The 19,233-nt window shown below is 48.9% G+C and carries 19 protein-coding genes; 11 read left to right on the forward strand and 8 right to left on the reverse strand.

Going from position 1 to position 19,233, the window contains the following annotated elements; translation table 11 throughout:
* Position 1: 1 nt before the first annotated feature.
* The 4 genes from JHL22_RS02280 to JHL22_RS02295 all read left to right on the forward strand — a co-directional run bounded on the left by JHL22_RS02280 (position 2) and on the right by JHL22_RS02295 (position 3,652).
* Positions 2–1,006, forward strand: a complete 1,005-nt coding sequence (locus JHL22_RS02280) for an ABC transporter ATP-binding protein (protein ID WP_200233398.1) — start codon at positions 2–4, stop codon at positions 1,004–1,006.
* Positions 1,007–1,051: 45 nt separating this feature from the next.
* Positions 1,052–2,635, forward strand: coding sequence for a peptide ABC transporter substrate-binding protein (locus JHL22_RS02285; protein WP_200233399.1), 1,584 nt, complete (start codon positions 1,052–1,054; stop codon positions 2,633–2,635).
* A gap of 15 nt (positions 2,636–2,650) precedes the next feature.
* Positions 2,651–3,139, forward strand: a complete 489-nt coding sequence (locus JHL22_RS02290; RefSeq protein WP_200233402.1) for a GNAT family N-acetyltransferase — start codon at positions 2,651–2,653, stop codon at positions 3,137–3,139.
* A 162-nt stretch (positions 3,140–3,301) separates the two neighbouring features.
* The gene (locus tag JHL22_RS02295) at positions 3,302–3,652 is read left to right on the forward strand and encodes a YMGG-like glycine zipper-containing protein (protein WP_200233403.1); all 351 of its coding nucleotides are present in this window, start codon (positions 3,302–3,304) and stop codon (positions 3,650–3,652) included.
* A gap of 126 nt (positions 3,653–3,778) precedes the next feature.
* Here JHL22_RS02295 and JHL22_RS02300 read toward each other — a convergent pair whose 3' ends face one another.
* Both JHL22_RS02300 and JHL22_RS02305 read right to left on the reverse strand, forming a co-directional pair.
* Positions 3,779–3,985, reverse strand: coding sequence for a heavy-metal-associated domain-containing protein (locus tag JHL22_RS02300; protein WP_200233404.1), 207 nt, complete (start codon positions 3,983–3,985; stop codon positions 3,779–3,781).
* Between the two features lie 166 nt (positions 3,986–4,151).
* Positions 4,152–4,898: a metallophosphoesterase family protein gene (locus JHL22_RS02305; RefSeq protein WP_200233406.1), complete on the reverse strand. Its 747-nt coding sequence runs from the start codon at positions 4,896–4,898 to the stop codon at positions 4,152–4,154.
* Between the two features lie 572 nt (positions 4,899–5,470).
* Between JHL22_RS02305 and JHL22_RS02310 the strand changes: the two genes are divergently transcribed.
* The 3 genes from JHL22_RS02310 (at position 5,471) to JHL22_RS02320 (ending at position 8,826) form a co-directional block, all read left to right on the forward strand.
* A complete protein-coding gene (locus tag JHL22_RS02310) occupies positions 5,471–6,478 on the forward strand; it encodes an ABC transporter substrate-binding protein (protein ID WP_200233407.1) in 1,008 nt (335 codons plus the stop codon).
* A gap of 102 nt (positions 6,479–6,580) precedes the next feature.
* On the forward strand, positions 6,581–7,438 hold the full coding sequence (locus JHL22_RS02315) for an ABC transporter permease (protein ID WP_200233408.1): 858 nt from the start codon (positions 6,581–6,583) through the stop codon (positions 7,436–7,438).
* A complete protein-coding gene (locus JHL22_RS02320; protein WP_200233409.1) occupies positions 7,435–8,826 on the forward strand; it encodes a quaternary amine ABC transporter ATP-binding protein in 1,392 nt (463 codons plus the stop codon). Before JHL22_RS02315 ends, JHL22_RS02320 begins: the two co-directional genes overlap by 4 nt.
* A 140-nt stretch (positions 8,827–8,966) precedes the next feature.
* Here the strand turns inward: JHL22_RS02320 and JHL22_RS02325 are convergent, their stop codons facing one another.
* Positions 8,967–9,728 carry an ABC transporter permease gene (locus JHL22_RS02325; RefSeq protein ID WP_200233410.1) on the reverse strand — a complete coding sequence of 254 codons (762 nt, stop codon included), beginning with the start codon at positions 9,726–9,728 and terminating at the stop codon, positions 8,967–8,969.
* A complete protein-coding gene (locus JHL22_RS02330; RefSeq protein WP_200233411.1) occupies positions 9,725–10,669 on the reverse strand; it encodes an ABC transporter ATP-binding protein in 945 nt (314 codons plus the stop codon). Before JHL22_RS02330 ends, JHL22_RS02325 begins: the two co-directional genes overlap by 4 nt.
* Before the next feature lie 72 nt (positions 10,670–10,741).
* Between JHL22_RS02330 and JHL22_RS02335 the strand changes: the two genes are divergently transcribed.
* Both JHL22_RS02335 and JHL22_RS02340 read left to right on the forward strand, forming a co-directional pair.
* On the forward strand, positions 10,742–11,377 hold the full coding sequence (locus JHL22_RS02335; RefSeq protein ID WP_200233413.1) for a class I SAM-dependent methyltransferase: 636 nt from the start codon (positions 10,742–10,744) through the stop codon (positions 11,375–11,377).
* Between the two features lie 16 nt (positions 11,378–11,393).
* On the forward strand, positions 11,394–12,251 hold the full coding sequence (locus JHL22_RS02340; protein WP_200233416.1) for an NAD(P)H-hydrate dehydratase: 858 nt from the start codon (positions 11,394–11,396) through the stop codon (positions 12,249–12,251).
* Positions 12,252–12,321: 70 nt separating this feature from the next.
* On the opposite strand, the gene JHL22_RS02345 is transcribed toward JHL22_RS02340, so the two are convergent.
* The 4 genes from JHL22_RS02345 to JHL22_RS02360 all read right to left on the reverse strand — a co-directional run bounded on the left by JHL22_RS02345 (position 12,322) and on the right by JHL22_RS02360 (position 16,907).
* Positions 12,322–13,308, reverse strand: coding sequence for a diaminopimelate dehydrogenase (locus JHL22_RS02345; protein WP_200233418.1), 987 nt, complete (start codon positions 13,306–13,308; stop codon positions 12,322–12,324).
* Positions 13,309–13,433: 125 nt separating this feature from the next.
* On the reverse strand, positions 13,434–14,633 hold the full coding sequence (locus tag JHL22_RS02350) for a CaiB/BaiF CoA transferase family protein (protein WP_200233419.1): 1,200 nt from the start codon (positions 14,631–14,633) through the stop codon (positions 13,434–13,436).
* Between the two features lie 61 nt (positions 14,634–14,694).
* Positions 14,695–16,077 (reverse strand): MmgE/PrpD family protein, encoded by a 1,383-nt coding sequence (locus JHL22_RS02355; RefSeq protein WP_200233420.1) that lies wholly within the window; start codon positions 16,075–16,077, stop codon positions 14,695–14,697.
* Between the two features lie 26 nt (positions 16,078–16,103).
* The gene (locus JHL22_RS02360) at positions 16,104–16,907 is read right to left on the reverse strand and encodes an enoyl-CoA hydratase/isomerase family protein (RefSeq protein WP_200233421.1); all 804 of its coding nucleotides are present in this window, start codon (positions 16,905–16,907) and stop codon (positions 16,104–16,106) included.
* A gap of 174 nt (positions 16,908–17,081) precedes the next feature.
* On the opposite strand from JHL22_RS02360, the gene JHL22_RS02365 reads away from it, so the two are divergent.
* Both JHL22_RS02365 and JHL22_RS02370 read left to right on the forward strand, forming a co-directional pair.
* Positions 17,082–17,870 (forward strand): GntR family transcriptional regulator, encoded by a 789-nt coding sequence (locus JHL22_RS02365; protein WP_200233422.1) that lies wholly within the window; start codon positions 17,082–17,084, stop codon positions 17,868–17,870.
* A gap of 69 nt (positions 17,871–17,939) precedes the next feature.
* On the forward strand, positions 17,940–18,908 hold the full coding sequence (locus tag JHL22_RS02370; protein ID WP_200233423.1) for a Bug family tripartite tricarboxylate transporter substrate binding protein: 969 nt from the start codon (positions 17,940–17,942) through the stop codon (positions 18,906–18,908).
* The last annotated feature ends 325 nt before the right edge of the window (positions 18,909–19,233 follow it).

The following is a 19,233-nucleotide window of genomic DNA, read 5'->3' on the forward strand; positions in this document are numbered from 1 at the left end:
CATGAATACACTTCCCTTGCTTGAAGTTCGACATCTTTCAATCCAGTTCCGTACCCATGGTGGACACATCCATGCCGTACGTGACCTGTCGCTGTCTGTGCACCCCGGCCAAACCCTGGCTATTGTGGGTGAATCAGGCTGCGGGAAATCGGTGACCTGCAACGCGATCATGGGGCTGTTGCCCCGTCAAACCGCCACTATTACCCAGGGTGAAATCCTGTTTAAAGGGCAAAACCTGCTGGATCTGGATGCCAAAGCCATGCGCCAGTTGCAGGGCAACCGGATTTCCATGATCTTCCAGGATCCGATGACGGCACTCAATCCCACCCTGACCATCGGCGAGCAATTGACCGAAGGCGTTATCAAGCATCAAAACCTGACACCCGATGAGGCCAGGCGCAAAGCCGAACAAATGCTGTCCCTGGTGGGCATTGCCAATCCGCCAGAAAGGCTGGGTCAGTATCCGCACCAGTTATCGGGCGGCATGCGCCAGCGCGTGGTGATTGCCATTGCCTTAATGTGCGAACCCGAACTGCTGATTGCCGATGAACCCACCACCGCACTGGACGTGACCATTCAGGCGCAAATCCTGGACTTGTTCAGCCAGATCCAGGCCGCCACCGGTATTGCCATCATCCTGATCACCCATGATCTGGGCGTGGTAGCGCAAATTGCCAATCAGGTAGCCGTCATGTATGCCGGGCAATGCGTAGAGTCGGGTTCCCAGCGGGACATTTTCTATCATCCGCAACACCCTTATACCCAGGGTCTGCTGCAATCTGTACCAAGACTGGACATGACGCGCGAAAGCCTGCGTCCCATTCCGGGCCAGCCGCCTGACCTGTTTTCACCCCCACCGGCCTGCAGTTTTTACCCGCGATGTCCCCATGCTCTGGTGGTTTGCAACAAAGTGCCCCCCAAACTGACTACAATCAGTCACACTCAACAAAGCCTGTGCTGGTTGCAAGACTTACGCACCCGTAGTAATTTATCAATCCAGCCGTAAAACAAAACGGGCCATCTCGCAACTGCTTATTGAAGGATTCTAGTTATGAAACAAAAACTGTTGGCTGCCTGTCTGGTGACGGTTCTGGGTTTTGCCCTGTCTGGCCCCGCTTTTGCCGAAAAAGTGTTGCGCCTGAATAATACCGAAGAGCCCACCTCGCTGCATCCGGCCGCCGGTTTCAATCTGATTTCATGGGAGCCCCTTAACAATTTGGTTGAAGGCCTGGTCAGGCTGGATGACAAACATCTGGCCGCCCCGGCCACCGCCGAAAGCTGGCAAATTTCCAACGATGGCAAAACCTATACCTTCAAGTTGCGTGCCAATACCAAATGGTCCAATGGCGATCCGTTAACCGCCCATGATTTTGTCTATGGCTGGACCCACATGCTCAATCCCGAAACCGCCTCTCCGGCCGCGTTTCTGGCTTATCCCATTGCCGGGGCCAAAGCCTTCAATGAAGGCAAAGGCAAAGGCCAGGACCTGGGCCTTAAAGCACTTGATGACCACACCCTGGAAGTCACGCTGGAAGCGCCCAATGTGTCATTCCTTAATATTATTACCAACCCCAACTTTGCCCCCCTTAACCAAAAAGTGGCCAACGCCAACCCTAAATGGCATACCGAAGCCAAGACCTATGTGGGCAACGGGCCTTTTTTGCTGAAAAACTGGAAACATGCGCAAAGCATGCGTTTTGAAAAAAACCCGCATTATTGGGATGCTGGCAATGTGCACATTGATGCCATCGACTTTGCCATGGTCAATGACCCGAATACCTCGTACCAAATGTACCGTACCGGCGAACTGGACATGACACCGTCCCCCTTGCCCTCTGCCCTGTATGACAAAGTCAAGGACCATAAAGACTTCAGGAATGTGCCGCAGGCAGGGGGTTATTTCTTCAGGTTCAATACCCAGATGCCGCCTTTCCAGAATACGGATATCCGCAAGGCATTTGCCCTGGCCATCAACCAGGATGACATTGTGAAATATGTCACCAAACAAGGACGCCAGGCCGCTTACGGTTTTGTGGCACCGGGTTTTACCGGCCCCAATGGCAACGATTTCCGTGAAGAAAACGGTCATCTGCTAAATACCAATCCCGATGCCGCCAAACAGCATCTTGCCAAGGGGATGGCCGATGAAAACTACCGCACCCTGCCCCCTGTAACGCTTAGCTATATTAACAACCCCAGCGACCGGAAAATTGCCGAAACCATGCAAAACATGTACCGGGAAGTCCTTGGCGTGGATATCCAGCTGCAAAGCATCGAAAGCAAGGTTTTTTATGCCAAGCAACGCGGCCTTGAGCTGCAGTTTTCCCGCAGTTCTTTCGTTAATGATTATGCCGACCCTTACAATTCGCTGGAAAGCTTCCTGAGCGATTCGTCCATGAACCGTACCGGTTGGACAAACCCCGAATACGACAGGCTGGTTGGCCAGGCCAACACCGAACCGGATGCCCAAAAACGCTGGGACCTGCTTTTGCAGACTGAAAAGATCCTGTTTGACGAAATGCCCATTTTTCCGCTTTTTTTCTATAATCAAATTTATCTGCAAAAAGATAATATCAGTGGAATACTGCGTCATCCCGTTGGCTATATCGATTTGAAATACACCCAAATTAAATAAAAGTAAGGAATACGCATGATTGACCTCATTATTGCCGATTTGGAAAACCCGGCTCACGCTGCGGCAATATTAACTGTCTTGAATGATTACGCCTCCAGCCCTACCGGTGGTGCACAGGAATTATCAGCCCATGTACAGAAAAACCTGATTGCCTCCCTGAAAAAACGCAGCAATATTTACACGATTCTGGCCTTCCGCCAACAACAGCCGGCCGGTATTGCCCTTTGCATGGAAGGCTTTTCCACCTTTGCCTGTAAACCTCTGCTTAATATTCATGATTTTGCAGTATTAAGGCCTTACCGTGGCCAGGGTATTGGCAAACTTATGCTTGCCCGGGTCAAACAACTGGCCAAAAACCTGGGTTGTTGCAAAATTACCCTTGAAGTCCTGGAGGGCAATACCATCGCGCGCCAGTTATATGAGGAAGAAGGCTTCCTGGATAACCATCTTAACCCTTCCCTGGGGAAAGCGCTGTTCATGCAATTTCCCATGGAAACGGAATAATCGGCATAATCAGCAACCCACTAATTTTTCTTGTTTTTTCAATAGGTTTCCAAAAAGCGTAATAGCCAAGTATGGAAACAACTGTTGCTGACAATAACAGTCTGGCACCCTTGCATTTGAGATGATCAACTTGACATGGTTTGACATTGCAAGGAGTTGATAATGAACCTCAAAAGCCAAAGTCGCATTATTTTGATCGGTCTGTTTAGCCTCGCCATTACCGGATGTGCCGGATATGACCGTTATGGCTACAACGGTAACCAGCGTACAACCGCCACTATTGGTGGTGCCGCATTGGGTGGTGTGGCCGGTGCTGTTGTTTCTGAAGGAGATCCTTTGGTTACCGTCGGTGGCGCGGCCCTTGGTGGCCTCATTGGCAACCAGCTTTACCGCGATGATGACCGTTCATATCGCCGTAGCCGCGATCGTGATGATAGATACTACCGGCGCAGTTACGATAATGACCGCCGATACAGGGATAACCGAAGGTACTGGGACAACCGTCGTTACTGACATTAACTCGCCTGTTTTAGCAGTTAACCAAGGCAACAAACGGCCTGTACTGGCCTGAAAACGCCCTGCCACACGGACACCCGTCTGGTAACGGGGCGGTTTCATATTGTTCTATTGACTGTTTTTTCAAACTACATCATAGCCAGCTTCTTCAATTGCTTCCCTGATTTGCGCCGGGTTAACCTGCCCGTTAGTACGGACTTTCACCTTTTTTTCTTCAAGGCTGACCAGGGCGGCCTCTACCCCGTTGATTTCCTCTACCGCCTTCTTGACATGCGCAACACAATTGCCACAAGTCATGCCCTCTACATTAAATTCCAGTTCCTTTTCCATGATTGCTTCCTATTGCTTAAACAAGGTTGAACATACAGGCTTATCTTAAACCTTCCCATGGCTGTAGTGTCAAGGCAAAAAATTGAAATAATCCTCAAACCATTATTTATCCTGGCCAGGCACTGCCCGCCTGCCAGCACCCGCCAGAAAAAGCCATTGCCGTGCATTAACTGCCCACCGATATCCTGGCCACCCGGTTTTCATGCTGCCCATCCATTTCACCGGGCCTTACGATGCGGCCATCAAGGGCCGTTACCCCCCGGTAACCCACTGAATAGGTGCGGAAACCCATACGGGCGTAATGAGCACTGTAATTGTAATTATCATGATGATGCCCATGAAAATGCGTCTGCACGCCCAAATGGCCGGCCAGACCATCCAGCACCTGAAAGCCGAAACGGTTACATGAAGGGGCCTCATGCGTCACCAATACATCGGCTTTTTCTTTTAATAGGGCTTCGTACTCGGAAGGAAAAATGCTGCTACGGTGCCGTAAATTCACGCCATTTCGCCAGGCTGCCCGAAAACCGCCTTTGGCGATAAATTCTTCAGGAGAGTAAAAATTCCACGCGGATTTGGCCGGGTCCCAGATTTTTCCGCGAAAAACACCCCCCAAACCGGCAATCCGCACGCCAGCCACCTCGCATACACGACCGCTTAAATTCCGGTGTTTCAGTTCGGAAAGAAACAGGTTATCGTATTGCTGTTCGGTATCGGTATCGTGATTGCCATGAATCCACCAGACTTCAGTCAGGTTGATGATATTGGCCAACTGCTCGTGAAACGGATACGGGGTTTGTATATCTCCCAGAAACACAATGGCCTGTGGTCTGATTTGCCTGACAATATCAGCGCAATGATCAAACCCACCGTGCGTATCTCCAAAGAAAAGAATTTTATTATCGGTACCCATAAAATTTATTTGGCGTATGTTTGATTGATAAGAGCCGAAATCCGATTTTTCCCGTCCTCCTGCCCCCTAATCATAGCTTAATTTGGCTTTTTGTTAAGACCAATCCTGCCAGACACAAGCAGATACGATTCAGCCAATCACATTTCCCTTTTCTGGCGTAAACGGCACTGCTGGCACCTGCAATTTGAAAAGTAAAATTTTTAATTGAAAAATTGACAGGAAAAACATTTTCCATAAGAAATTTGTCACATATTTATTCAATAAAAAACCAATAAATAAAATAATTTTAAATATTAAATAATTATTCATTTACATATGAAATAAAAACTATCGCATGGAAACATTTGATAAATATGGTTATTTTTGTTAAACTAGCGGTCTTAATAAAAATTTATTTTTCAAATTGTGTTCATCATGTAAAAATCACATGATTTAACCTGTCAATGGGTAAATTTATTTCACCCTTCAATTAATGTTGGTATGTATCGACGGCAGCGCCGTTTTCCGCACACCCTCTTTGGCAAGCACAGTTATTACTTAGTAACCTGCGACACTTAAGGAGGCTTAGCGCCATGCTTAAACCTAATAAATTCATCTCAGCAAGTATTTTTTCCCTGGCTATCCTGGGCCTGGCCCAATCTGCTCAGGCTGCTGACACCCCTCAATGTGAAGTTAACCGGCCTGTCAATATTGGTGGCATGACCTGGGAATCCAATCTCATATTGGCCGAAGTAGAAAGCTATATCTTGCAAAAAGGCTATGGTTGCAAAACCGATATCCTGCCTACCGAAACCCTGTCAGCCATTGCCGCCCTTGAGCGCGGTGATCTCGATATCAAACCCGAAATCTGGCTCAATAGCGAACGAGACCCCTGGGAAAAAGCGGTAGCAAGCGGTAAAGTCAAAGCCATCGGTTCACTTTTCACGGGCGGTGAAGCCTGGTACATACCAAAATACACGGCAGAAAAATACCCTGACATCAAAACCCCCACCGACCTGCTTAAATACAAAGACAAATTCAAAGACCCCGAAGACCCTTCCAAAGGCCGTATCTTTGGTTGCCCGGCCGGCTGGAGCTGCGAAGTGGTTACCAATAACCTGCATAAAGCCCTTAAGCTGAACAACGATTTCAATATGTATTCACCAGGCACGGGTGCCGCACAAAAAGCCGCCCTCATGTCTGCCTATAAACGCAAGCAGGATATTGCCTTCTACTACTGGTATCCAACCCCGCTGGTTGGTTCGCTTGACCTGGTAGAGCTTGAAATGCCTGTACACGATGAAAAAACATTCACTTGCCTAACGGCCATCGACTGTCCCGATCCGCAACCATCCGCCTACCCCACCACGCCTGTTTATACCGGTATTAACGTAGAGTTTTCCAAACAGGCTCCTAAATTAGCCGAATTTCTCTCGAAAATAGCCCTGCCAGTTAACGTTCTTGATGCAGCGCTGGCACGTATGGAAGAAACGGGTGATGACGCCAGCGACATCGCCACATGGTTCCTGAAAAACCATGCCGAAACATGGACACAATGGGTTCCTGAAGACGTTGCAAAACGCGTTCAGGCTTCACTGTAATATAACCCGTCACAATAAAAACATGATAACGCCCGGCCTTTTTCCTCCACAGGAAAAAGGTTGCGGCTTGTCACATCATTAATTAGAAAAAACGGACCTTATATGTTCCCAGAAATCATTTCCTCACGCAGCGTTCGTGACAGTATCGACGGTTTTGTCGATTACCTGGTCATCAATTATGCCGATGGCCTGAACCGCATGTCCGAACCCATTCTGGCCGCCCTGGTATGGCTTGAGCAACTGTTACGTAACGCTCCCTGGTGGAGCATCATTATCCTCACCATGCTTCTTGCCTATGGCATGAGCCGTCGCATTGCATTCAGTTTTGGCATGGGTGCCCTGCTCTTTTTGCTGGGCGCCATGGGGCTATGGGATGCTGGCATGCAAACCCTGTCACTCATGATTATGGCTACCGGCATTTCCATTATTATTGGCATTCCCATGGGTATTTTCATGGCCAAATTTAACCGTTTACGCTCGGTTATGCTGCCTATACTGGACATCATGCAAACCATGCCCAGCTTCGTCTACCTGATCCCGGTCGTGATGCTTTTTGGCCTGGGTAAAATTCCGGCCATTATTGCCACGGTTATTTATGCCGTGCCACCGGTTATCCGCTTAACCGATCTTGGCATTCGCCTGGTTGACGCCGAAGTGCTTGAAGCCTCGCGTGCCTTTGGCGCCTCCAGCACCCAACAGTTGTTTGGTGTGCAAATTCCCCTGGCCCTGCCCAATATCATGGCGGGCATTAACCAAACCACCATGATGGCACTTTCAATGGTGGTTATTGCCTCCATGATTGGTGCCCGTGGCCTGGGGTATGAAGTCTTGCTGGGTATCAACCGCCTTGAAGTGGGACGCGGTTTACTGGCCGGTCTAGGTATTGTCATTCTGGCTGTCATTTTTGACCGTATTACCCAATCTTATGGAAAACGCAAGCAAATCAGGGGTGTTCAATGAGCAAAATAGAAATCAGGCATATTTACAAAATATTCGGCAAGCACCCTGAAAAATGGCTGGATGCCGTTAAACAGGGCATGAGCAAAGAAGAATTGCTGGCCAAAAGCCAGCATACCCTGGGCCTGAAAGATATTTCCCTGAATATTGAAGAAGGCAGCATTTATGTCATCATGGGCCTGTCAGGTTCTGGCAAGTCCACCCTGATCCGGCACTTTAACCGGCTCATCGAACCCACTTCGGGACAGATTCTGGTCGATGGCACCGATGTCACACAGCTGGGCAAAAAAGAGCTGGAAAAATTCCGTCAGAAAACCATGAGCATGGTGTTTCAGCGCTTCGGCCTGCTACCCCATAAAACCACTCTGGAAAACGCGGCTTACGGGCTGAATATCCAGGGTGTTAGCAAAGACAAGGCACAGGAAACCGCCCGTTACTGGCTTGAACAGGTTGGGCTGGCGGGTTTTGAAAATCAATACCCCAACCAGTTGTCGGGTGGTATGCAGCAACGGGTTGGTCTGGCCCGCGCCCTGGCCACCGATGCTGAAATTTTGCTCATGGACGAGGCTTTTTCGGCCCTTGACCCGCTGATTCGCCGTGAAATGCAAAACCAGCTACTGGAACTGCAATCACGCCTGAACAAAACCATCGTGTTCATTACCCACGACCTGGATGAAGCATTGCGGCTGGGTAACCGGATTGCCATTTTAAAAGACGGTGAACTCATTCAGGAAGGCACCCCTGAAGATATCCTGCTGTCGCCCAACAATGAATATGTTGAAGCCTTCCTGCATGACGTCAACCGCAGCAAAATCCTGAATGCAGGGCATGCCGTTAATAAAACCCGCTTAACCTTAACCATGCGGACCCGTCCAGCGCTGGCACTGGAAAGAATGAAGCAGTATGACTACCAGTTCGCACCGGTCCTGGATGGCAACCTGATTGCCGGTATCCTGCATTTTAGCGATACCGAACAGGCAGTCAAAAGCGGGCTGCGCGATATTTCCAGCATGGTCAAGGATATTATCAGTGTGCCGGCCAGTACCGGTCTGGATGCCGTGCTGACCCATATGCTACAGTCAACCCAGCCAGTTGCGGTTACCGATGAAAACGACCAATTTCTGGGCATGATGTCACGGGCCAAAGTGGTGGAACTGGTATCCACCGATACACCCAATACTGAATCGCCAGATGAAGGCAAGCAGCCTATTTCAGCAACCCCTGAGGCCGGACAAAGCGACAGTGGTAACACGGGCGGCACGGCCCCAGCAGAAACCGCGCCATCTACCGCCAACCCTGAAACCGTGGTAGCCCCGGAAGTGGACGTTGATACAGAAAAAATCAACGCAGAAAAACCGGCTTCTGAAGAGCCCAGGAAACCGGCTGCCTGAGCGCTTAATACTCCCCCCGTCCAAGAAAGGACGGGTCCTCGTTCCCATGCTCTGAACTGACCCCAAAAAGTTGGACACCTATTTAACTTATTGGGGTCAGTTCACTCCAGCGTAGGAATGCCTACCAGTGAACACCTATCCTACTGCTTAAGCTTGTATCCCGTCTTGAATATCCACGCGATAAATGCCGTGCATACAATTAAAAAAACGGCAATCATCGTCAAACTAATCACCGGGCTGACATCAGACACCCCGTAAAAACTCCAGCGAAAACCGCTAATCAAATACACGACCGGGTTAAGCAAAGCAATCTTCTGCCAGACTTCGGGCAGCATATCAATGGAATAAAACGCACCGCCCAAGAAGGTCAAGGGTGTAATCACCATGAGGGGAATAATTTGCAGTTTTTCAAAGCCATCGGCCCATAAGCCAATAATAAAGCCAAACATGCTAAACGTAACGGCGGTTAACACCAGAAAAAACAGCATCCAGACCGGATGCAAAACCTCATAATCAACAAACAGCCGGGCGGTTAGTAAAATTAACAGGCCCAGTAAAATGGTTTTACTGGCGGCGGCACCCACATAACCCAGGATAACCTCTATAAACGACACCGGTGCCGACAGCACTTCATAAATGGTGCCAGACCAGCGCGGCATATAAATACCAAACGAGGCATTGGCAATGCTGGTACTTAACAAAGACATCATGACCAGACCGGGAATAATAAAAGCCCCGTAACTGACGCCATCCACTTCACCCATACGGGAACCGATTGCCGCACCAAAAACAATAAAATACAGGGAGGTGGACAATACCGGTGAAACAATGCTTTGCGTTAAGGTACGCAGGGCCCGGGCCATTTCAAACAGATAAATGGATTTGATGGCGTACCAGTTCATTTTGCCTCCCGAACCAGATTCACAAAAATTTCTTCCAGTGAGCTTTCTTTTGATTTCAGGTCAGAAAACTCAATCTTTAATTGATCCAGCCTTTTCATGAATGAAGCAATACCAAGCTGCTGGCCATGTTCTTGTTGCGTATCATAGGTATAAATCAGTGTTTTACCCTCATTAACCAGGCCCAATTGATAGCTTGCCAGTTCAGGCGGGATAAACATTAAGGCCTTGTCCAGCTGTATATGCAATTCTTTTTTACCCAGCTGATGCATGAGTTTTTCCTTTTCTTCAATCAACATGATTTCACCCTGATTAATCACGGCGATACGGTCGGCCATATCTTCCGCTTCTTCAATATAGTGCGTGGTAAGAACGATGGTGACGCCATTTTCCTGTAACTTTCGCACCATGCGCCACATATCATGGCGCAGCTCAACATCAACCCCGGCAGTGGGTTCATCAAGAAACAGCAAAACAGGCTCATGGGCCAGGGCCTTGGCAATTAATACCCGCCTTTTCATGCCACCCGACAGGCTCAGGATTTTATTGTTACGTTTGTCCCACAACGATAAATCCCGCAATATTTTTTCAATCAGTTCCGGATTGGCAGGTTTGCCAAACAGGCCCCGGCTGAAGCTGACCGTTGCCCATACCGTTTCAAATGAATCGGTCAGCAACTCTTGTGGCACCAGGCCAATTTTGGGCCTTATCTGCCTGAAATCACGGCCAATATCATAGCCGTCTACGGTCACCGAACCGCTGCTGGCATTCACCAGCCCCGTGATAATGCCAATCATGGTGGTTTTACCGGCACCATTGGGGCCCAGTAAAGCCAAAAGCTCACCTCGTTTAATATCCAGATCCACCCCTTTAAGGGCGCTGAAGCCATTTTTGTACGTTTTATTCAACTGCCTGACAGAAACGATTACATCTGCATCTTTCATGCTTTTCCCTGAGTTTTTAATACGCTATGATTATCCTATCTTTTTTAACATTCTTTATAGCACTTTACTATTATGTCCCCTGTTCCCGGTACCCGTGGCTATGCACAAAGGCCTGAAAAATTTGCCAAAGACTACGAGAGCGTCAGCTTTGAAAAAGTTCACAAACCTGTCATACGCCATTATCCCATTCATGACAAACTGGCCAGCATTCTGGATATTGGTGCCGGTACCGGTCGCGATGCAGCCGCTTTAGCACGGGCAGGCCACTTTGTAGATGCCGTGGAACCCACCGCTGGCATGCGTGAAAACGGCCAACAATTACATGCCAATGAACAGATCAACTGGATTGACGACAACCTGCCGCATTTGCACAAGATTACCGCCAGCCACAAAAAATATGATCTGCTACTGCTAACCGCAGTATGGATGCACCTTACCCCCGCAGAAAGGGAAACCGCCATGACCACCTGCAAAAGCCTGTTGCTGCCCCAAGGCGTGATTTCCCTGTCCCTGCGCCACGGCCCGGTTCCACCCGACCGCCATATGTTTGATGTGCCCGATGAAGAAGTGATCGCACTGGGCAAGGCGCATGGCCTACAGCTGCTGCACCATAGTGTCCATAAAGGCGACACCCTGGGGCGTAATGACATCCACTGGAGCTATGTCGTTTTTTCGGCAGATGCTTCCTCTCAACCCAATCACCCATAATAAATTTTAACTTTAAATGATTACTGAAATTGCCAGTTTTGCCCAACAACATTTTCCTGACCTGTGCCGTGCCCGCCCGCTTGACACCCATAAAGGCACATTTGGCACGCTCGGCATTCTGGCCGGAGGCAAAAACATGGTGGGCGCCGCCCTGCTGGCAGCCCGGGCCGCCCTCAAGCAAGGAACCGGCCGGGTTCATATCGGGTTTTCACAAGAAAACCAGCCACTGGAAGCAGACCCGATACAGCCCGAATTAATGCTGAATACAGCCGGCAAACTGCTGGGTAAAGACGATATCACCGTATGGGTGGCCGGTTGTGGCATGGGCTTGACCCCCCTGGCACAAAACTGCCTGGCCACCCTGTTCAACCGTTACCCCAATGCCCCCATCGTACTGGATGCCGATGCCTTAACCCTGCTGTCCGAACATGCTTTTTCGCTTTCCCATGAAAAAGCACCCCTGGTGCTAACACCCCATCCCAGCGAAGCCGCCAGGCTGCTGGGCTGCACGGCCGCTGACATTCAAAAAGACCGCCAGCAGGCTGCCCGCCAGATTTCTGCCAAATATGCGGCCTGGACGGTGTTAAAAGGTTATCAAACGGTTATCTGTACCCCTGCAAGTGAGATCACAGTTAATCATAGCGGCAACCCGGGTTTATCCACAGCCGGTACCGGTGATGTGCTGGCAGGCATGATTGGCGCCTGCCTGGCACAGGGCATTACGGCAGAACAGGCCATTGCCGGTGCCGTCTGGCTGCATGGTGCCGCTGCCGATTATCTGGTATCACAGGGTATTGGCCCCATTGGCATGACCGCAGGTGAAGTGCTGGAAGCCGCCAGAACGGTGCGCAACCTGATTACCATCCAGGCTTAACTCAAAAAAAAAGCCCCGCCATTTACAGGCAGGGCTTTGATAAAATATATACTTTAAATATTAAATATTTTTACAGCAACTCTTTGCGCAACTGTGCCGCACTTTTGGGCGACAACAGGCCGGGTGGCACATCAAAAGCGGTTTTCGCGCCAGTTTGCCCCATCTGGTTCAGCTTATAAGCCGCGCGGGCATACGCAACCAGCACACTGGAGGTAAATTCGGGGTTGCTATCCAGCGCCAGTGAATATTCCATCACCTGGTTAGTGCCGGCACCGGTTTTACCACTGCGAATCACAAACCCGCCATGCGGCATGGCGGCATGGTCACGCTTGAGTTCTTCTTCGGTAATAAAGCTAACCGTGGTATCGTAATCGGCAAAATAATCGGGCATGGTCACAATAGACTGTTCCACTTCGCTGGCACTGGCGCCTTCAGCCAACACCACATAACAATCACGCTTGTGTTTTTCACGGGTGCTTAAAACAGGCATGCTGCCACTGCGCACTTTGTCCATTGCCTCGGTAACCGGAATGGTGTATTGCACACCGGCCTTGACACCCGGCAAGCGGCGAATGGCATCAGAATGCCCCTGGCTTAAACCCTTGCCCCAAAACGTATAAGTGGCGCCCTCTGGCAAAATGGCCTCGCCAAACAGGCGATTAATTGAAAACAGGCCCGGGTCCCAACCAATGGCAATTAAAGAAGTATTGCCTGCCAGTTCGGCCGAATTGTTAACCGCTTCAAAATACTCGGGAATTTTGGCATGGGTGTCAAAACTGTCAACCGTATTGAACAAGGCAGAAAGGGCCGGCCCCTGTTCGGGCAAATCGCTTTTTGAACCACCACATAACACCAGAACATCTATTTTGTCCTGGAATTGGCCAATGTCATCCAGCTTGTAAACCGGCACATTTTGATTGACCAATGAAACACTTTCCGGGTCACGGCGTGTAAAAACAGCCACCAATTCCATATCGGGTGTTTTGGCAATGGCCAGTTCCGTACCACGGCCCAAATTGCCGTAACCGGCAATACCCACTCTGATTTTTTCACTCATGCAATCGTTCTCCGTTTAAAGAAAACAATTTTAACCGCAATTGCGACCCGAGTTTTACGCATGACAGATCACCAGCCATGTTAATGACCCCCTTACATCCACATTCAGGTCGCCACGACTGGATTTTACGTTTCGCAAGGCGGGCTGGATTCGGGCAAAAAACCCACTTCACGCAAGATTTCTTCGGTATGTTCGCCCAAATTGGGTGCATGCCGGTAAATACCGGGCGGCGTACGCGAATAATTACCCACTGGTGCCACCGTACGCAAACTGCCTTCGGTGGGATGTTCCAGTTTTACTATTTGCCCCGTGGCCTGCAAATGTGGGTCAAGCAAAAGGTCTTCCACCGTGTTCAAGGGGGCAACCGGAATATCCACTGCCGAAAGGGCTTCAACCCAATAAGCAACGGTATTGCCCAACACCACATCGGCCAGAAAACCATACACCTGGTTCACATGCCGTGCCCGGGACTCTACCGACTCAAACACAGAACCAGCTACCAACAGGTCCTGTCGCCCTACCAGAGCCAGAAAACGCTGCCAGTGCCCATCGGTATGCACAATCACGCACACATAGCCGTCAGCAGCCTGATAAGGCTTGCGAGGTTCCACCAGCAGACGGGAATAACCCATTTCACCTTTGGACGGCTCAAATGTGGCACCACCAAGATGGTCATTCAGGACAAACTGCGCCATGGTTTCAAACATGGGAATTTCAATTGATTGCCCCTGCCCCGATTGCCGGCTTTCCAGTACGCCTGCCAGGCAGGCAACGCCCGCCTGCAGGCCCACAATACGATCGGCTATAGTCAGGGGTACATAACGGGGTGGCAAGCCCGTATGCTGGCTGTACAGGGCTGGAATACCCGTCATGCCCTGGATAAGATCATCATAGGCCGGCCTGCCGGCATAAGGACCGTTATCGCTAAATCCGTAGGCACCCACATATACAATCTGCGGATTAACAGCCTTTACCGCCTCATAAGACAGCCCCAGACGCGCCATTGCCTGTGGGCGCACATTGTATAAAAAAACATCGGCGGTTTTGGCCAGCGCCAGGCAGGCCTCACGCCCTTCCTGTGTTTTAAGATCCAGCATGACCGAACGCTTGTTGCGGTTAAGGTGCAGGAAATTGGCGCCCATGCCTTTATGCTGCCAATAACCCATATTCCGGGTGGTATCCCCGGCGGGCGACTCAACCTTGATAACATCCGCCCCCAGATCCGCCAGAATCTGCGTGCTGAAAGGCCCCATCACTACCGATGTCAGGTCAATAATGCGGATACCTTTAAGGGGGCCGCGGGGTTCTGAAGCAAGCATAGTCATAATCTCTTCATCATTAACAAACTTTCCGGACATAACGGACAGGAGGTTGATCATGTCATATTCAGGCAAAAATCCCGTCCAGGGTGACGCGAATATTGTCCTGCTGCTCCAGCCCGGACAGCGCCTTAAACAAGGGCTGGGCTTTGTCGGCAATACCCGTATGGTTGTGCCAGATCTGCAGGCAATCCATGAATTTGGCTTTCAGTGTTTCGGCATCAAGTGGTAAATTGGCATGCCCAACCGGATAACGAATATCACCCGAATCAAAAACCTGGCCGTTTTTCAAGCTAATGACAATTCGGTCATGCAAGGCAAAGGCGGCATCCGCCGGATCAAGCGCATCGGTAATAGCGATACTTATTTTGGGGTAAATAGCACGTAAATCCGCCCTTTTTACAAAATCATCACTTAATTCAGCCAGCCCCACTTTGCGCAGCAGCAAGGCACAGGCAATATCAAACTCCAGGCTGAATTTGGCCTCAAGCCCTGTTTCAGGGCAGGGATTCCTTAGCATGGACGCCTGTGGCTGACCAATCGTGGCGACAATAGTGGCTATCTCTTCGAGATCAAAATTTTCTTTATTGATAATATCCAATGCACCGTCTATGACACGATGACCCGAATAACACACCGGGTATTGCTTGATATTCAGTCCCTGCTGAGCCAGACGCCAGGTTTTGCCCAATTCCGCCGGTTTATCCGTATCTACATTACCTGCCGGTGATATGGCTTTCAGAAAACCCGCTTTGTGCTCGAATACATCCGGACAAGCCGTCATGCCAGCCCGCGCCAGTTCTACCGCTTCTATAGCCATGCTGGCCGCGCGGCCAGCATGAAAAGGTTTAGTCATGGTACCAAAGTTGGCTACCAGACCACTGGCCATACTGGCAGCAATACCCAATGCATTAAGCAGTTGCTCTTGAGGCAAACGGTTTAAATAAGCGTAAGCAGCGGCACCTGCAATAATGCCAAAAACAGCGGTCGGATGCCAACCCTTGATGTGATAAGGGTCTTTTTCACGGGTAAACAATTCAGCCCACACCTCATAACCCACCACATAGGCGTTTAACACCTCTTGCCCTGAGGCCGACATCTTGAACGCCCCCGTCATGACCACCGGCATTAATACCGTACTGGGGTGGGCCGACATGGCCACATCGTCGTAGTCAAGTGCATGCGCTGCGGTTGCCCACAGGCAAGCCGCCTGCTCTAGCGGCAGTTTTTTTTGCCCCAGAAATGGCACAGCTACATCGGCTTGGCCATTACCTGCCTGCTGGCCAAAATGCCTTGCCAGAATTTGCACCACCGGCTCTTCACTACCCGCAAACATGCAAGCCATGCTGTCCATAATGCCCATTTTGGCCAGCCGATACGCCGCTGGATCTACCTTGTATTGATCAAACTGACTAATAAAATGAACAATATCCTGCGTCAAACTACTCATTTGTCTCATCCTGAATAAAATTATGTTTATTTACCCTTGAAGACCGGCTTGCGCTTTTCATTAAAAGCCAGCACGCCCTCGTAACGATCCTCGGTTTCAATCAAATGGTTGTAGGCTTCCACTTCAAAACGGTAAGCAGTACGCAATTCCATCTGACCGCCATAGCGAACTGATTTCTTGATTTGTTTAACCGAAAGTGGCGCATTACCGGCAATCACCGTTGCCGTTTCCAGGGCTTCTTCAAACACTGAAGCCGGTGCACAAACCTGATTGACCAAGCCCCATTCAAGTGCCTGTTCGGCCGTAAAAGGTTTACCTGTCATGAGAATTTCTTTAGCACGCCGCTCACCAATGGCACGTGGCAGGTTTTGTGTTCCGCCCGCCCCTGGCATGATACCCAGTCCAACCTCGGGCAAGGCAAACCGGACATGGCTGCCAACATAAATAAAATCGCAGCTTAAGGCCATTTCAAAACCGCCCCCGTAGGCATGACCGTTAACAGCCGCAATCACGGGAATCGGCAAATCAACCAGCGTCCAGTACATACGCTCAAACAGTTCATGCTGCTTTTGCCACTGTTCCCGGCTCATGCCATTTCGTTCTTTAAGGTCGCCCCCGGCACAGAATATTTTTTCTTGTGCGCCGGTCAGAATCACGCAACGAACCGGACCGGCATCCGCCGTCAGGCGATTCCATAAATCCAGTAAATCATGGCCCATTTGGGTATTTAAGGAATTGCCGGCAGACGGCCTGTTAAGCGTGACCACCAGAATATGCTCATTATGCAGTTCTGTTGTGATGGTTTCATATCCAGTTAAATCAAAAGCCATGTTTGTCCCTATATAAATTTATTTTCACAGGCATTAATATTTACTATTCTTTGTACGTACATTATAAATAAAGTTTGATTAAATTCAATTAAATCAATTATCTTATACAATTTAAAATTGTACGTATATTAAAATAAATTCAGATCTTCCATCCAGATAATCAAGAGCCCGGTCATGCAACAAAAATCTGTTCCCCTAAAAAAGTCTCCTCCCAGGGAATCCGGCAACAAGCGGATGCCCCGCTATGCCTGGTTGCATCAAACTTTGCTCACAGATATTGAATCAGGTAAATATCCGGTAGGCAGTCATTTGCCAACCGAAGAACAATTGGGCACCCTATACGGTGTCAGCCGGCATACGGTACGTGAGGCAACCCGTCGTCTGGCTGAAAAAGGGATGATTACCCGGTCTCCCAGCACCGGTACGGTGGTCAATTCGGCAACCCCCATACAAAACCAGTCCGTTTATGTGTCAACCTTTGGTTCCATGAATGACCTCATGCTGTATACCGCACAAACCCGGATTGAGCCATTTGCCCATGAAATCATTCAGGCCGATCAGGACATCGCACAACAACTGCTTATACCACTTAACGAAAAACTGCTCCGTTTACACGCCTATCGCAAACTGGTCAAGAATGATTTACTAATTTCCTATTCGCACATTTACCTGAATCCTGCTTTCAAAAGCCTTAAAAACCGCCTTAAAGGTAACCACCCCAGCATTTTTGAGCTTTTAAAAACAGAATTCAATCAGGAAATCGTGAAAATTCACCAGGAAGTAGAGGCATGCCATATGCCCCATCAAGGCATACAGGCACTGCAACTCAAACCAGATTGCCTGGCTTTACGCATTACCCGTGTTTATTTTGACAAATCAAACCGCCTGCTGGCGGCTTCAGACAACTTCTATATTGAAAACAATTTCCGCCTGATTACCACGTGGCAGAAAGAAAATGAGTAAACCACAAGTTTAATTAAATAATGTTATTCAATATAAGAGCTCATTCATTCTTCCTTATGGAGACAATATATGAAAAAATTTATAGCTTCAGCCTTACTTGGCTGCACACTTAGTACTGGTGCGGCATTAGCCGCTTACCCTGAAAAAAGCGTTCGTATTACCGTACCCTATCCAAGCGGTCAAACTACCGATGTGATTGCCCGTTTGCTGGCAGAACAGTTTTCAAAAGAACTGGGCCAGCCTTTTGTGGTTGAAAACAAAGGCGGGGCCGGTGGCATTATTGGTGTGGAAGCCGCTAAACGTGACAAACCCGATGGTTATAATTTGCTTATTGCCGCATCGGGTCCACTGGGTATTAACCCATCTCTTTATACCAACCTGCCTTATGATCCCGTTAAGGATTTCACGGCCGTTGGGATGGTTTCCATGGTGCCTTTGTTTCTGGTTACCCGTAACGATTTTCCGGCAAATACGGTCCCCGAACTGATTGAGCATATCAAAAAAAATCCGGACAAAATCAATTATGGTTCTGGCGGTATTGGCTTAACCAATCACTTAACCATGGAAATGTTCAAGCAAGCGACTGGTCTTAGCTTGCTGCACGTTCCCTACCGGGGTGCCACTGCTGCGGTTTCCGGTCTGGTAGGTGGCGATACCAGTGTCATGTTTGAAGCGGCTCCTGCTATTAAACCGCTGATTCAGGATGGTCGCCTGAAAGTATTTGCCGTTGCCAATAAAAGTGGTGCCCAGGCTTTTGAAGGCGTACAGCCACTGGATAAACTGGGCGTACCCAACTTTGATGCCACTGCCTGGATCGCATTAATTGCGCCAACCGGTACACCCGATGAAGCCATTCAGACATTAAACAAAACTATGAGCAAAATTCTGCAGGATCCTGAACTTAACGCCAAACTGGCCACTATTGGCAATGAGGTTTTTATTGCCAGTCCGCAAGAAAGCCAGGCATTTATTGAAAAGGAAATTGAAAGTTGGGGGAAAGCGGCAAAAGCGGCGGGTGTTGAACCTGCAAAACTATAAAAACAGGTTTTTCTTGTCTTAACAAACCATTTTTAATAGCAATATTTTTTCAAAGCTGTATTTATCGTTGGATTTATATTCCAAATCAATAAATACAGCTTTTTTATTGATCAATTTTATATTTTTAAGATAATTTTAGAAAAAGCCGAAAAACAGGTGTTTATGCTGTTTTTCGGCTTTTCTTTAATGTTATTAAACTTATTTATATATAAATGATTAATAGATAGATACTCTGTGGATAAGTCTGTTTACCCTATAATTTCCTTTATTTTCAATGAATTGCAGTAAAATTTTGCTGTTTACTCCTGTTCTTTTTGAATTTGGA

This window comes from Advenella mandrilli (genome assembly GCF_016595155.1).
GTDB classification, from domain to species: Bacteria; Pseudomonadota; Gammaproteobacteria; order Burkholderiales; family Burkholderiaceae_B; genus Advenella; species Advenella mandrilli.